The sequence below is a fragment of the Kurthia sibirica genome, from assembly GCF_003143975.1.
Classification (GTDB): domain Bacteria; phylum Bacillota; class Bacilli; order Bacillales_A; family Planococcaceae; genus Kurthia; species Kurthia sibirica.
Window position 1 is genome coordinate 107,254 of sequence record NZ_QFVR01000005.1, and the last position, 14,381, is coordinate 121,634.

Here is a 14,381-nt window from a genome sequence, read left to right on the forward strand (position 1 = left end):
TAGTTATACGCTTTCGCGTTACTATGCTTCTCTCCATTATTTACTCAATTTTATTACTTGACCAACGTAGACAAATTCTGTCAGAAGATGATTTAATTCCATTAGCGCTTGCTCTGTAGTATTCGATAAAGACGCAATGGAGGCTAATGTATCTTCCTCCTGAATTCTATATAATTTTTGTTGTTTATTAACCGTTGTCATTTTTTTATTATTGCGTTCTACATCAACAATTAAGCGTTTGTTTTTAGTAAGGGTTGCTGTTGTTAGATCATTCCATTTTTTCAGTTGTGTAGTCGTTATACGATATTTTTTCGCAATGGAGGTTAACGAATCACCTGCTTTGACACGATAGTATTTTGTAGCTCGATAAACGATGGGTTTTGGTGCTGGACGTTTCACTTTTTTTTGAACAATCGGCTGACGTTTTTTATTGTTAGGAACAACAAATTTTTCTCCGACTTTTAGATGCGGATCCTGTCTATTATTTAAAGCTAAAAGCTGTTCGACTGTAAGGTCATAAGCTAGTGCAATTCCTTCTACTGTATCTTCTTTTTGAATCCTAATAATTTGATTATTTTTAACTGGCAGTATTTCAGTAGATTCCTTATCAAAACGCGTCAAATCATAGCGTTGAATTAAACGCTGTAGTTTCTTAGCATAAGTGGAATCTGTGGCATACCTTCCTTGCAAAAACTCGCTAGCTTCGACATATGTAGCGGCATTAGATTTCCAAATTCCTGCATAAATCATTGAATTATACGTCGTACCCTTTGTCACTAATTTTGCATAATCATACAAAGATTGTTCATAATTCGCATATTGACGAAAATTCGCTTTACTAGTCGATATCTTCCCCTTACCATCATCTTCTTTCGTCGTAAAACGAGCACTATTTCCCTCGTAGCTTCCTTTCATTCCAAATAAATTATAATTTGGATTTTGACTAAGGGAACTATTACCATAATTACTTTCTAAAATTGCCTGTGCAATCATAATAGATGCATAGATTCCTTCATGAGCGGATATCACCATAGCCGACTGACCGATTGTCTCTATAAATGCTAATTGATTTTGATTGGTATTCGTTTGAACAATGCTATTTTGTGCTTGAGCAATCGTAGATATTGATGATAGACCAATCAAAGTTGCAGTAGCTAATGATATATATTTGCCATATTTCACGTATACCCACCCCTTCATTACCTTATTTGTTTCTTTTTTACATACAATACAGTTACCCCTATTTTTATGTATTAAATCTCTTTTTATAAATTACATTCTTTTTTAGAAATGTTATACTAAAAACACTAATTATCTTAATAGTGTGAAAAGGTGGAATAATATGAAAAAAATACATTATAGTTGGTATATACTAATCGTCACTTTTGCAGCGATTATTGTTGCTGGTATTATCCGTTCATCTTCCGGTGTCTTCATTATTCCATTTGAAGAAGAATTCGGTTGGAGTCGTTCGCAAATCTCTTTTGCTTTTGCAATTGGCTTATTTGTTTATGGTTTGTCTGGTCCTTTCATGGCAGCATTCGTTGAAGTTTTTGGTTTAAAACGCATGATGAGCTACTCCATGGCTTTATTAGCCATTGGTTTATTATTGACATTGGTCATGTCGCAACCATGGCAATTAATCATCATTTGGGGCTTTATAATAGGTATCGGTACTGGTTTATTTTTATCCGTACTAAGTACACAGGTCGCCAATCGCTGGTTTACCAAACATCGTGGCTTGGCAGTCGGTATTTTGACAGCAGCCACTGCTACTGGGCAACTCGTATTATTACCTGTCTTAGCAGCATTAGTGGAAAGTTATAGTTGGCGCCACGCAATTGCTTTCATCTTCCTACTAAGTGTGATCATGCTCCTCATCATTCTATTGTTTATGAAAAATTGGCCTAGTGACAAAAAATTACAACCATTTGGTGAATTACATAGCAACACACCACAAGTACAGGTAATATTTCAAACACAAAACCCTTTTTTAATCGTTTACCACTCATTACTAGAAGGTTTACGCAATCGGACATTTTGGTTGTTGGCAGGTAGTTTTTTTATCTGTGGATTCTCGACAAGTGGCTTGATTGGTACACATTTCATTAGCTACTGTATGAGTTATGGCTTTCCATTAATTGTCGCAGCTTCTATGCTATCTTTTATGGGTATTTTTGATTTAATCGGCACGACTGTATCTGGACTTTTATCTGATAAAATTGATAATCGGTGGTTATTATTTTGGTATTACTTATTACGTGGGCTGTCATTACTTGCCCTACCTTTTGCTCTTGATAGTGGCTCTTATAGTTGGTTAATCATTTTCTCTATTTTTTATGGTTTGGATTGGATTGCAACGGTACCTCCAACAATCGGTTTAACGAGAAGAGAATTTGGCTTACAAAAAAGTGCCATGATGTATGGTTGGATTTTCGCATTTCATCAGTTAGGTGCTGGTTTAGCAGCATATGGTGGCGGTTTTATTTTTAACGCATTTGGTTCGTATAAATGGGCTTTCTTATTAGCGGGACTTTTTTGCTTAATCGGTAGTCTTTTTGTAATTTTACTGAAAAAACATAATCCACGTGAAGAAGTTTTCTAAAATCGGCAACCTTTCATTGTATAATGGAGTTTATATACTAGATCGGTTATTATAGTAGAAAACCGTATACTAGAAAGAAATGAGTGTTTAGATTGAATACAGATTTATTAAAAGCCATCAACGGTCTTGCTGGTGAGAATGCAGCACTTGATGCAATAATGAAATTCTCAACAAATTATGCCTTATATGTTTTTGCTATTATTCTACTCGCTATGTGGTTTTTCGGTGCTACATATATGAAGAAAACGGTGGTATATGCTGCTGTAACAGGTGTCTTTGCATTAGCCATTAATGTTATTATTAGTAAGTTTTATTTTGAAGCACGTCCATTCGTTACTTATGACGACATTCACGTTTTAGTGGACCATGCAGCCGACGCTTCATTTCCAAGTGATCATACAACAGGTGCCATGGCCTTAGCAGTCGCTATTTTTCTTCGCCATAAAAAAATAGGCAGTTTCGCTATTTTATTTGCACTATTGACTGGCTTTTCACGTATCTATGTCGGGAATCATTACCCATTGGATGTCATTGCAGGAATTATCATTGCAACAATCGTTGCCCTACTCCTAAACTCATTCAAATTACTAATGGAACCACTTAGTAATTTCATCCTAGCCATCTATAATAAAATACCCGTATTACCAAAAAAAATATAACAAGAGGCTGAGATATATAGTAGGCTCAGTTCATACAAAAGGGAAACTGCCTGAGCAGTTTCCCTTTTTATTTTTTTGAATAGTAAGCATAATATTTGGTTCTATTATATATGTTGAGGTATTAAAACAATTCATGTTTTAGACAATTAGAAATAGCGAGAGCTTTCCGCCGACAAGTAACGCAGGAGTCCTCGCCATTTCTTTTAATCATGATGAACATACCTAAAAATAGACAGAAAAAAGCACATAAAACGGTTTGAACGACTTACGGTTTTATATTATAAGTGTCGACGCTATGTCTGTTCTTGTGGAAAACGTTTTTCAGAAAAAATTTCTTTTATTGAACGTGATCAACGCTTTTCAAAAGAATGGCATCAAGCAATTCAAATGCTATGCGTTAAATCACCTACATTCCAATCAGTTGCTGAGAAAATGGGGACAGCTAGTTCAACTGTTATTCGTCGTTTTGATCAAGTCGTAGAACAACAATTAGTGTCAGCTGTCATGCTACCAAAAGCAATCGCAATTGATGCATATAAAGGAGATACAAATGCAGAAATACATGAACCAACCGATTGCTATCTTGCCAAATCATCGAAAAGATACGATAAAACAGTACTTACAAAGGTTCGGTGATTAAGTAGAAATCGTTGTAATAGATAGGAATCAATGAAACGAAATGCATATGGTTATAAACGATTTGATCGATTGAGAGCGAAGATCTTACTAACATTAAAGTATAAAGAAGTGGGTTTACATCTGTGTCAAATTTAGATAAAGTTGCGCCTGTGGAAAACAGCAACCCTAACAAAAAAATAATCATCCTTTAAAAAACCGATAGTAAAAGCCCGCATCTCTATTCCCATTCACACAATTGTCAAATTTATGAATAAAGTATATAATATGGATATTAGCTGATATATTGTCTTTGGAAGCGCTATCATCATTATATTTGACAATATATCATTAATGTATTATGATTGGTTCACAAAGTTGTAACAAAGTATTTCAAAACTGTATTTACAAGGAGGAATTTTCATGAACTTATATGACGTTATTTTAATTGCTGTTAGTTTAATTTCTATTCCCTTGGTGTGTGCAGCAATTATCGATGCTTTCTACAGTGCTAGAAGAAATGTAAACTTTTCCATGTTACGTACGGCCGGTTGGTATGCTGGTATTTTCGTTTTATCATTTGTACCGACAATCATCATCGTTTACAATATGAAAAATTAATAAAATAATAGGCTAACCTAGTTGTTTTAAAAACAATTAGGTTAGCCTATTTTTTCGTCATTTTAATACAGAATCATTTGACATCATTAACATACCGATAAATATAACACCCATTAATACACCTAATAAATTGACAACCGTTAATGTACCTCTTTCTTTTTTTATAATGCTGACTGCTGATAAGCAAGCGCCAATCATATATAAAAAGAAACCGATAAATATAACAGGCCATGAACTAAAAAAGGCTAATGTTGTCGTAGCAAACGGTGGTACTAGTAATCCTAGTCCAATGAATACAAAGAAAAAAGCCGTGCGCGAAAATACGCGTGACATAAAAACACTCCTTCATCAGTATAACTTAAATACTATATCACTAAGAAGAATACCATATAATAGAACCCTTGCGACAGTTTTCAAGCCTATTGACATTAAATCGTCCATTTATTGGTATTATTACCCAATAAAACAAATGAACACTCGCTACTAAGCTACTGTCACTATTTTTACATCTAAAAAACTCTAACCATACGTATAGACTATCAAGTAAATACTTCATAGTCACACATATAGCTAGAGCCAGACTCACTTGATATTACGTTTGTAGAACTTGTTGAATCGTGCGTTCAAATACAGCGATTGACTCTGCTCCAATAATGCCAAAACGGTTATCAAAAACAAAGAAAGGGGCACTTTCAACACCGATTTGTTGTGCATCATAGCAATCTTGCTCTAATTGCTCAGAATACACTGATTTTTCACGTACACTCATCGCTTCATGACGCGCTACACCTAGCGATTCCACAACATCATATAAATAGTGGTCATCCGCAAGATCTTGTCCTTCTATAAAATGACCTGCCATTAGCGCTTCCGTAAATTGATACTCCAAATTATAGTGTGCCATCAGTTTAGCCAAGCGATGTGCATGTTGTGTATTTGCAGGAATCATTTTAGTAAAATCAAAGTGCAACCCCACTTCGTTTGCATGTCGCTGCAATTCACCTTCAAATTCTCTCAATTTTTTGTCATGGCCACCCATTTTTTCAACATATACTGTTCATAGTTTTTTTATCAGGAGAAACTGCCAAAGATGCATTCACCTCATAGGCTTTTAGCATAATAGTAATTTTTTTGTCGCTATATAACAAAAAGGACATGTGCAATCTGTGAATACTTCAATTGTCATACGTTCCTCCTATCGCCAAGCATTCATGCCGCCACGGACATTCACTACTTTTTCAAAACCTTGTTTTTTTAGTTGCTTGCATGCTACGCATGCCACTTTGACAAATGACAATCACTTCTTTATCTTTTTGTAAAGAAGCGAAACCTGAACCGAGAGGGATATTTTTAAATTGCTTAATATTACGCGCCTTATATTCGCGTGGTGTTCGAACATCAATATATTGTTTATTCGAACCATTTTGAGCAATTGTATTTTTCAAATCATTCGTTGATATTTGTGTGATTCCTTTTGCTGGTTTAAATTTCAAAAACAACAAAATAACAATCACTATAATTATGATAGCTGGTACCATTTTCCCACCTCCTAAAACAATAAATCATACCAAATTTTTATAGCTGTAAAAATAATTAAAACAGCTAATAAAATACGCAATATTTTACTATTCATTTTTTTGCTTAATTTTGCACCGATTGGCGCTGCTATTAAACTTGCGATTATCATTATGATTGTCGGCAGCCAAGGAACTTGCCCTGTAGAGATTTTGCCGATAGAACCGCCAATTGACGCGAAAAATGTAATAGCTAAACTCGATGCAATTGTCACACGCGTTGGAATGCGTAAAACAACAAGCATAATTGGAACAAGGATAAAACCACCACCAGCACCCACAATACCTGAGGCCAATCCAACAATAACTGCTAAACTAAAAGCCAAAATCTTATTAAAGTGAATGGTCGTGCTTTGGGCAATTTCCTCTCTTTTAATGAACATCATAACCGCTGCAATCATTGCTAATATACCGTAAACGATATTAACAGCACTTTCATCAAATAAACTTGAGGCAAAACTACCTACTAAACTACCAAGCACCACACCGGACCCCATTGTCACAATAAGTGGTTTATACAACAAGTTACTCTTACGATAGGCTAATACACCAGCTAATGATGCAAACATCACTTCCACTGCACTGATACCGGAAACTTCATGGGCAGTAAAGGCAGTAAAACCGAAGAGTGGCGGTATAAAGAGCAACATTGGGAATTTAATAATTGCGCCACCAATCCCTAGCATCCCTGATATCATGCTACCAATAATGCCGAGTAAAAAAATCATTAGTATCCAAGATAATGTCATATTAGACCCTTCTCTCTAAAAACGTCTTATATCATTTTCAATTATCCTTTTCTAATTTTAAACGTAATTAGTTGACCATCATCTTGTTGCTCTAAAACCGTATTACCACTTGCCGATGCCCATGCAGGTATATCAAGCAATGCACCTTTATCTGTTAAAACAACTTCTAAAATTTGCCCCTCTTGCAATGTATCCATCATTTTTTTTGTGCGGACGATTGGCATTGCGCACGCTAATCCTGTGGCATCTAATTTTTTATCTACACGCATATAATACCCTCTTTTCTTTAACGAACAGCGCAACGATTTGGACCAATTTCCATCGTCGCTTGTTCTTCTTCTTGGGGTGTTACTATCCCCATATTCACTTTTCTTATTTCTTCGTAGGCATTTGGTTGTGGTGGTAAATGATCTGTCACCAAATGTCTGAATTCTTCGGTATCTTTAATATTCAAACCATGATTATCAGCTACTAATTGTCCTAATGATTTTGACACGCTGCCATCAGCATTCAGTTCAGCCATCGTCATATAATGTGCTGGTAAAACGATTAATGCTTCATCTAATTTACGATAACGATCATATAATGTTTCACGTAAATCACTTACCCAATCTTCTGCTAAGCCTGCTAAATCCGGTCTACCAATAGAATCGACGAATAAAATATCACCGGTCAATAAGTAACGGTCATCGATTATAAAGGATGTCGAACCAATTGTATGCCCCGGTGAGTATAAGGCCTGTAGATGTACGGAAGACTGCCCAAAAGAAATGGCTGTTTGCGTATCCAAATTACAATATTCAAAAATAACTTCAGTAGCATCTTTGCTCGATAAGTAGTAGGTTGCCTTAACTTCTTGCGCTAATTGACGACCACCAGAAATATGATCTGCATGTAAATGCGAATCAATCACAGCTGTAATCGCAACATTTTTTTCTTGAGCAAAGGTTTTATAGACATCTGTAAAACGGGCAGCATCAATGACAATCGCTTGCCCTTCTGACAGCGCCATATAAGAAAGACATCCTTTACCAAATCGGATAAATTGATATAATTCTCCGCCGCCTTGTAAATCACCAATTTTTTTCGGTGAAATATAATTGCTCCATGCTTGCATCCCTCCTACTAAATAACCTACTTCTAATCCTTCTTCAGCAATCATTTCAGCAATCATGATCGAAGAACCTTCCTTGGCGCACACAACTAATACTTCTTGTGCTTGTTTTAGCTGTGGTAACAATTGTTCTACACCATCTAATAATTCAAAATACGGTATATTTACATATTCAAAAGAAAGTCCTTCGATTTTCCAGTCTTCAAACGCATCTCTATTTCTAACATCCAAAACAAGTAAACTTTTCTTATTAATTGCATAAGAGGCTACTTTTTTCGCTGTCCATTGTTGTATCATGTCAACATCTCCAGTCCTAAATTAGAAGCTTAATGATGGCGCTGCATCTTTAGCAAATTCTAAAAATGTGACTGCTCCACCCACTGAAATACCATCAAGTAACTGATCTGCCGTAATTCCCATGACGTCCATCGTCATTTGACAAGCGATAAATGTGACACCTAATTCTACAGCCATATCGACTAATTCTGGAATTGTTGGCACATTTGCTTTAGAAAAACCTTCAATAAAACCTTCTCCACCTACTGGGACTTGTAAATGATGCATCCCCTCTTTATGAATTAAGTTTAATCCTTCAAAGGTAAAGAAAATGGCTACCTCTTTTTCTGTTGCTGCAGCTGCAGTCGCGATATTAAATACTTTATATGCATCAAATAAACCACCATTACTTGCTATAATTGCTACTTTGTTTGTCATTGTTATTTCCTCCAATTAGTTAAATGTTTTTCTCTAAATCTGTCGTAATCGATTGCATGCCAGGTAATACATTAACGATGTGTTTAAAACCATGATCGACCATCAACTTACACGCTAAATCACTACGTGTACCTGAGCGACAAATTAGATAGTAGGTTTGCTCTTGATCAAACGACGCTAATTTTAATGCTAGTTCTCCCAATGGCATAGATACTGCACCTTTTATATGTCCAAAGTCATATTCAATCGACTCTCTGACATCTATTATATTTGGCTTAGGTGAGATTTTTAATAATTCTTCATTTGTAATTGTCGATTTAAAATGCATCTCATTTGTCATCGTCACATCACATTTTCTCATATAGTGCTTTAATACCGCACCTTCTTCAATTAATCCTACATAATGATGCCCTGTTGATTGTGCCCATGCAGGTAAATCAGCTTTTGAGCCTGCATCCGTTGCAATAATCTCTAAAGTTTCACCGATTTTCATCGCAGCAATTGCTTTTTTCGTTTTAATAATCGGCATTGGACAGGCCAAACCGCTTACGTCTAATTTTTCATCAACCGCCATTTACAAACCTCCTATACCTAGTAGGGTATATTTTTAGTAAAAAAAAACAAATAAAATGTTTCATTCATTTGCTATACACAATATAATATACCCCACAAGGTATTGTCAACTACTCTAGCTCATTTTTATATTTCCTTACTTTCTATCATTATTATGTGAAATAGCAAAAAAATAGCAGAAATGTTTTTTGTATTATATTATAATACAGCTATCATAAAAACTTGGAGGCACGTCATGAAGAACTTTACATTCAAAACCATTCGCATGAAAATTTTATCTAGCTTTATCATTGTATTAGCAATTGTTACAGCATATTGCTTGTATACAGCCGGCAATGCAGAAAACGTAAGAACTAGTACGGAAGATATAATGAATAAACAACTAAAGTTACAAGTAGCAAACGAAAAAGCTGCATCTAATTTCACAGTCGAAATTGCCGCAATTCGAGGATACATATTATCAGATACTACTAAATATCTAGATATTTATAATGAATATAATGATATTAGAACTAAAAATGTCGCAATCATTAATAAATATAGTGATAAACAAGCTTCCGATGATTTAGCTAATTTAACGGAGGCATGGCATACAAATATTGAAGAGAACGTTATCAAACCCTTTCAAGCAGGTAAAAAAGAACAAGCTACAAAAAATTTAATCGCACTTGATAGTGAAGGTACTGAAATTCGTGTCGGATATGAAAAATTAGCAAACAATCGAACTGCCATTATTAATGAAAAAGGTGTGGATTTAATTAAGCAAGCGAAATTTTCACAATTATTCGGCTTTTTCGCCGGCGTTTTTGTACTATTACTTGGCATAGCTATTGCACTTTTCACTGCTAGTGTTATTTCAAAACCTATAGTTTCCGTTACAAAACGTCTGACACGCTTAGCAGATGGTGATTTAACTCAACCTATTGAAACCATTACTGCACGCGATGAAATTGGTCAATTAGGCGAACAAACCAATGAATTGACGACCAAACTACGTGATATGTTAACAACTGTACAAGATGTTTCACAAAATGTTGAATCACATAGTTCATCATTGGCTCAGTCGTCTGAAGAAATAAAACTCGGTTCAGAGCAAATATCAACAACGATGCAGGAATTAGCCGATGGGACAGAGGAACAAGCCTCTCACGCTAGTGATTTATCTTCAACTACAGAAAATTTTGTAACAGTAATTCGACAAGCAAGCGAAAAAGGAACGACCATTTACAATCAATCAACTGCTGTTTTACGTTTATCAACAGATGGTTCAGAAATGATGACACAATCCACTGATCAAATGGCATCCATTGATCGCATTATGAGTGATGCTGTAAACGAAATGGCCGAATTGAACAAAGAATCGGAACATATTTCAACTTTAGTACAGGTTATCAATTCTATTGCCGACCAAACTAATTTATTAGCTTTAAATGCTGCAATTGAAGCTGCTCGTGCAGGTGAGGCAGGTAAGGGCTTTGCTGTTGTTGCAGATGAAGTTCGCAAATTAGCCGAACAAGTTTCTACTTCTGTTACGGATATTTCAGTCATCGTAAAAAATATTCAATCGAATACCGGTTTAGTCACTGTATCGCTTGAAAAAGGCTATAGCGAAGTCACAAAAGGGACTTCACAAATAATGTCAACGAATGAAACATTCAAATTGATAAACGAGTCTGTGCAGTCTATGGCGGAGGGTGTGAAAGAAATTTCCACTAACCTTAGCGATATTGAGCAATCTTCTAATTCTATTCAGTTGGCAGTAGATGAAATTGCATCTGTGTCAGAGGAATCAGCCGCTGGGGTTGAAGAAACAACCGCGACTGTACAACAAACATCTAGCTCAATTCAAGAAATCGCTGCAAACGCTGAAGAACTTGCTACTATGGCCTCTACATTAAATAATTCAGTACGTCAATTTAAAATATAAGATGACATCATATAGGTGTCAATAGTAGAATAGAGTTAATCTATATTTAAAGGAGCGATTCCTATGTCACAAATGAATGAATTAGATAAAATGCTCATTATGAAAGAACTAGCAAGATTAGCTAAAATGCTTGATGATCAAACTGTCACACAAGAACAATATTTAAAAGAAAAAGAAAAATTGATGATCATGCTGACAAAAAATAAAGCACAATCATAATGGCTCTATGCTAAATCTTACGGTGACGTGATTTGATTCTTTCAAATCACGTCACTTTTTCGATTCGTTCATTTCAAACGAAATGAATCAGATCAAACAAGCCATCTACATCCGAATTTTCAACGTACGAAGCAGTGACGCTGTATTTTTTCATACATAAAACACCAACAAATAGCATCAAATGGTATAAATGAAAGAGGCTGTTCGAAAACACTGATCCTTAAATAGGAAGCAGTTGTTTTGAACAACCTCTTTTCATATTCATTTTTAGTTAGCGACCATCTAAGAAAAAAGCTGAACGCTGCTCTTTCACCCAATCCTCCAATAACTCATCACTCCGATTAACAATGCGATTAACGAGTACATCATGCCAAATATAATCTTCCAATAAACGAATATGAATTGGATCATCCGTATAAAACGCTATTTCCCTCTCCTGTAATGACGGCCCATAGATTAATTTTTCACTATCAATAGAGATAATAAACCATGGATTGCTCGTTTTACGCTCTGTGAAATACGTTGTTCTGTGTAAATCAATGGACGGTAGTGGGTCAACAACATGTAAGGTAATGCCATGAATAGCGATTTTTTCACCTATTTTTGTTAAATCATCTCTTATAAAATCATACATATCATCCCATAATGAAACGAGAATCTTTTTTTTAGCTGATTGAATAAGTGTACGACAATAACTTAGAATCATTTCTGCCTCTTCAATCATCACAACAGTAGGTTTATTATCTACCTCTGCTTGTTCAAGTGCCTCCAATGATGCAGTAAGGCTTGAAAAATCATCCCGCCATTTTGTTTCTAATTTACGTAAAAATACATCAACTGGAATCGGGATATATGTCGTTTTATCTATGCTTTCATTTTTTGATACGATGCCCTTTGCAACAAGGCTATTTAACACATCATAAATACGAGCGCGGGGAATACCGGACTTTTTACTAATTTGATAGGCTGTCACGTCCCTTTGTTGAATAAGTGCAATATACGCTTTCGATTCATATTCTGTATAACCTGTACTTTTCATTTTATCAATAATTATTTGCATGGAAACCTCCTTATTTAAAAATAATTGAATGGGTATTTACAATTATAGCACTATTAGTTACTATTATGGTAGTACCTAAAGAAAGGACTTATCTAATGCCATTTGATATTGACTATAGTTTGAACTTATTACTTATTTTACTCATCGCTGGATTTGCAGGAGCCTTTATCGATGCAGTAGTTGGTGGAGGCGGTTTAATCACCCTACCAGCACTCCTTTTCTTAGGTTTGACGCCATCTTCTGCCGTTGCAACAAATAAACTTGCTGGCGTAGTTGGTTCTCTCACTTCTACGATTACTTTTTATCGTTCAGGGAAATTAGATATTAAAAGTGGGCTACGCTATTTCCCGTTATCTTTCATAGGTGGTTTGCTAGGCGCTTGGTCGGTACATCTTATGAATCCAGAATTATTAAAACCTGTCATGCTCATTATGCTCGTTCTCGTACTTATTTACACAATTCTAAAAAAAGATTGGGGTAGCGTAGAAGTTTTACATGTACATTCTCGCAATAAAATGCTCATTTTTATTATGATCTTATTTTTAATCGGATTTTATGATGGATTTTTAGGACCCGGTACAGGCTCTTTTCTCATCTTTACTTTTTTAACGATGGGGTCAGATTTTTTGAAAGCAGCAGGAAATGCCAAACTGCTCAATTTCGGCAGTAATTTAGCAGCACTATTAATGTTTGCTTTTCTCGGTCAAATTAACTACTCTTATGGTATACCAATGGCTTTTGCACAAATTTTCGGCGCTATTATCGGATCCAGGTTTGCTATTAAGCGTGGTTCGAGCTTTGTGCGTATTATCTTTATCATTGTTACCGTTATTTTATTAACAAAAAATGCGTATGATTTCTTCAAATAATTTAAATGGAGGCTTCGATTATGATTTTAATAAAAAAAGCAATGCTCGATAATATGGCAAAAATCAAGAAACAAGGTGATGGTACATTAGCGCAATTATCTGAAGCGCAATTACTATGGCAGCCCGATCAAAATTCCAATAGTATTGAAATTTTAGTAAAACACCTCGAAGGAAATATTCGCTCAAGAAGTACAGATTTTCTAACAACCGACGGTGAAAAAGCAAACCGTGTTCGCGATGATGAATTCCGTTCAGATTATGCTTCTAAAGAAGCAATTATCGCTTGTTGGGAAGCCGCATGGCGACAGTTTTTTGCACAAGTAAACAACTTGAGTGATGATGATTTTGACAGAGAGGTGTCCTTGAAAGGAGCTACACTTTCCGTAACGGAGGCTTTAGTGACACAAATCGTTCATTATAGCGGTCATATTGGGCAAATGATGTATATTGGTAAACTTGTCATGCAAGATGATTGGCAAACATTATCTATTCCAAAAGTGCAATAAACCTATTCTATGCCCCTTTAAACAAGTGACTGGGGCAACTAGATGGCGGACCCACATAATCCCAGAGCCCCGCCGACTTTTCTTCATTTTCACTACAAAAAAGTTCTACGTCAAATAGAAAAAGTGGCGTGATTTGGATTTTTCAAATCATGCCACTTTTTCTATTTGTTTATTTTGGACGAATACTTTCCGGTAGGTATCCTCGTTCTTTACTACACAACTCATTCATCCTACATGCAAACCAATTTCTTGATCCTTCCTATTCAATCAAATCTTCGCTCGAAAATGAGCAAAGCACTGTAGAAGCTTTATTTTTTGAATCCACTTATTCGGTAGGTTAGTTTTTTTATTTAACCAGTATGAACAAATAGGCGTTTTCTTAGGTAGTGCTATATAAACTGTAATGGCGCACAATTCACGTATAAATGACTCGGTGGCATGACGCTTTTTTGCGTTTAAAAGCAAAGAATCAGTTGAAGCGACGAGGCCCGCGGAGGTGGTATTGTTTGAAAACCACAAAAAATAGTAGCACAAACCACGGTCTTGGTCTGTGCTACTAATCTTAGTCTATTTTTA

The 14,381-nt window shown here is 35.5% G+C and carries 17 protein-coding genes and 1 pseudogene; 8 read left to right on the forward strand and 10 right to left on the reverse strand.

What is annotated here, in order from left to right:
* Window positions 1-36: 36 nt before the first annotated feature.
* Window positions 37-1,182 carry a LysM peptidoglycan-binding domain-containing protein gene (locus DEX24_RS05505; RefSeq protein WP_170112856.1) on the reverse strand — a complete coding sequence of 382 codons (1,146 nt, stop codon included), beginning with the start codon at window positions 1,180-1,182 and terminating at the stop codon, window positions 37-39.
* 160 nt (window positions 1,183-1,342) lie between these two features.
* Here DEX24_RS05505 and DEX24_RS05510 point away from each other — a divergent pair, with 160 nt between their 5' ends.
* The 4 genes from DEX24_RS05510 (at window position 1,343) to DEX24_RS05525 (ending at window position 4,500) form a co-directional block, all read left to right on the forward strand.
* The gene (locus tag DEX24_RS05510; RefSeq protein WP_109305410.1) at window positions 1,343-2,605 is read left to right on the forward strand and encodes an MFS transporter; all 1,263 of its coding nucleotides are present in this window, start codon (window positions 1,343-1,345) and stop codon (window positions 2,603-2,605) included.
* 92 nt (window positions 2,606-2,697) lie between these two features.
* Window positions 2,698-3,264, forward strand: a complete 567-nt coding sequence (locus DEX24_RS05515) for an undecaprenyl-diphosphatase (RefSeq protein ID WP_109305411.1) — start codon at window positions 2,698-2,700, stop codon at window positions 3,262-3,264.
* Window positions 3,265-3,594: 330 nt separating this feature from the next.
* Window positions 3,595-3,900, forward strand: coding sequence for a transposase family protein (locus DEX24_RS17470; protein WP_282956612.1), 306 nt, complete (start codon window positions 3,595-3,597; stop codon window positions 3,898-3,900).
* A 402-nt stretch (window positions 3,901-4,302) separates the two neighbouring features.
* Entirely contained in the window at window positions 4,303-4,500 is a 198-nt protein-coding gene (locus DEX24_RS05525; RefSeq protein ID WP_109305413.1) for a hypothetical protein, read from the forward strand.
* A gap of 57 nt (window positions 4,501-4,557) precedes the next feature.
* Here the strand turns inward: DEX24_RS05525 and DEX24_RS05530 are convergent, their stop codons facing one another.
* From DEX24_RS05530 to DEX24_RS05565, 8 genes and pseudogenes are all read right to left on the reverse strand, one after another.
* Window positions 4,558-4,833 (reverse strand): hypothetical protein, encoded by a 276-nt coding sequence (locus tag DEX24_RS05530; protein WP_109305414.1) that lies wholly within the window; start codon window positions 4,831-4,833, stop codon window positions 4,558-4,560.
* Window positions 4,834-5,092: 259 nt separating this feature from the next.
* Window positions 5,093-5,518: a DsbA family oxidoreductase gene (locus DEX24_RS05535; RefSeq protein WP_170112857.1), complete on the reverse strand. Its 426-nt coding sequence runs from the start codon at window positions 5,516-5,518 to the stop codon at window positions 5,093-5,095.
* Window positions 5,519-5,695: 177 nt separating this feature from the next.
* A pseudogene (locus DEX24_RS05540) lies at window positions 5,696-6,038 on the reverse strand (rhodanese-like domain-containing protein).
* Between the two features lie 11 nt (window positions 6,039-6,049).
* On the reverse strand, window positions 6,050-6,823 hold the full coding sequence (locus tag DEX24_RS05545) for a sulfite exporter TauE/SafE family protein (RefSeq protein WP_109305416.1): 774 nt from the start codon (window positions 6,821-6,823) through the stop codon (window positions 6,050-6,052).
* Window positions 6,824-6,864: 41 nt separating this feature from the next.
* Window positions 6,865-7,092 (reverse strand): sulfurtransferase TusA family protein, encoded by a 228-nt coding sequence (locus DEX24_RS05550; RefSeq protein ID WP_109305417.1) that lies wholly within the window; start codon window positions 7,090-7,092, stop codon window positions 6,865-6,867.
* A gap of 17 nt (window positions 7,093-7,109) precedes the next feature.
* The gene (locus tag DEX24_RS05555; protein ID WP_109305418.1) at window positions 7,110-8,234 is read right to left on the reverse strand and encodes an MBL fold metallo-hydrolase; all 1,125 of its coding nucleotides are present in this window, start codon (window positions 8,232-8,234) and stop codon (window positions 7,110-7,112) included.
* A 21-nt stretch (window positions 8,235-8,255) separates the two neighbouring features.
* Window positions 8,256-8,651: a DsrE/DsrF/DrsH-like family protein gene (locus DEX24_RS05560; RefSeq protein ID WP_109305419.1), complete on the reverse strand. Its 396-nt coding sequence runs from the start codon at window positions 8,649-8,651 to the stop codon at window positions 8,256-8,258.
* 19 nt (window positions 8,652-8,670) lie between these two features.
* Complete coding sequence (locus tag DEX24_RS05565; protein WP_109305420.1) at window positions 8,671-9,225, reverse strand: sulfurtransferase TusA family protein; 555 nt, start codon at window positions 9,223-9,225, stop codon at window positions 8,671-8,673.
* A 234-nt stretch (window positions 9,226-9,459) separates the two neighbouring features.
* On the opposite strand from DEX24_RS05565, the gene DEX24_RS05570 reads away from it, so the two are divergent.
* Window positions 9,460-11,151 (forward strand): methyl-accepting chemotaxis protein, encoded by a 1,692-nt coding sequence (locus tag DEX24_RS05570; RefSeq protein WP_170112858.1) that lies wholly within the window; start codon window positions 9,460-9,462, stop codon window positions 11,149-11,151.
* A 63-nt stretch (window positions 11,152-11,214) separates the two neighbouring features.
* Entirely contained in the window at window positions 11,215-11,370 is a 156-nt protein-coding gene (locus DEX24_RS17135) for a hypothetical protein (RefSeq protein ID WP_170112859.1), read from the forward strand.
* 271 nt (window positions 11,371-11,641) lie between these two features.
* On the opposite strand, the gene DEX24_RS05575 is transcribed toward DEX24_RS17135, so the two are convergent.
* On the reverse strand, window positions 11,642-12,430 hold the full coding sequence (locus DEX24_RS05575; RefSeq protein WP_109305422.1) for a TrmB family transcriptional regulator: 789 nt from the start codon (window positions 12,428-12,430) through the stop codon (window positions 11,642-11,644).
* A 95-nt stretch (window positions 12,431-12,525) separates the two neighbouring features.
* Between DEX24_RS05575 and DEX24_RS05580 the strand changes: the two genes are divergently transcribed.
* Entirely contained in the window at window positions 12,526-13,299 is a 774-nt protein-coding gene (locus DEX24_RS05580) for a sulfite exporter TauE/SafE family protein (RefSeq protein ID WP_109305423.1), read from the forward strand.
* A 20-nt stretch (window positions 13,300-13,319) separates the two neighbouring features.
* A complete protein-coding gene (locus tag DEX24_RS05585; protein WP_109305424.1) occupies window positions 13,320-13,805 on the forward strand; it encodes a DUF1572 family protein in 486 nt (161 codons plus the stop codon).
* Window positions 13,806-14,381: the final 576 nt, after the last annotated feature.

Coding starts and splice junctions, on each gene's coding strand:
- DEX24_RS05565 (WP_109305420.1), bottom strand. CDS start 9,225: ATGGCGGTTGATGAAAAATTAGACGTAAGCGGTTTGGCCTGTCCAATG.
- DEX24_RS05550 (WP_109305417.1), bottom strand. CDS start 7,092: ATGCGTGTAGATAAAAAATTAGATGCCACAGGATTAGCGTGCGCAATG.
- DEX24_RS05570 (WP_170112858.1), top strand. CDS start 9,460: ATGAAGAACTTTACATTCAAAACCATTCGCATGAAAATTTTATCTAGC.
- DEX24_RS05530 (WP_109305414.1), bottom strand. CDS start 4,833: ATGTCACGCGTATTTTCGCGCACGGCTTTTTTCTTTGTATTCATTGGA.
- DEX24_RS05525 (WP_109305413.1), top strand. CDS start 4,303: ATGAACTTATATGACGTTATTTTAATTGCTGTTAGTTTAATTTCTATT.
- DEX24_RS17135 (WP_170112859.1), top strand. CDS start 11,215: ATGTCACAAATGAATGAATTAGATAAAATGCTCATTATGAAAGAACTA.
- DEX24_RS05585 (WP_109305424.1), top strand. CDS start 13,320: ATGATTTTAATAAAAAAAGCAATGCTCGATAATATGGCAAAAATCAAG.
- DEX24_RS05560 (WP_109305419.1), bottom strand. CDS start 8,651: ATGACAAACAAAGTAGCAATTATAGCAAGTAATGGTGGTTTATTTGAT.
- DEX24_RS05545 (WP_109305416.1), bottom strand. CDS start 6,823: ATGACATTATCTTGGATACTAATGATTTTTTTACTCGGCATTATTGGT.
- DEX24_RS05580 (WP_109305423.1), top strand. CDS start 12,526: ATGCCATTTGATATTGACTATAGTTTGAACTTATTACTTATTTTACTC.
- DEX24_RS05575 (WP_109305422.1), bottom strand. CDS start 12,430: ATGCAAATAATTATTGATAAAATGAAAAGTACAGGTTATACAGAATAT.
- DEX24_RS05510 (WP_109305410.1), top strand. CDS start 1,343: ATGAAAAAAATACATTATAGTTGGTATATACTAATCGTCACTTTTGCA.
- DEX24_RS05555 (WP_109305418.1), bottom strand. CDS start 8,234: ATGATACAACAATGGACAGCGAAAAAAGTAGCCTCTTATGCAATTAAT.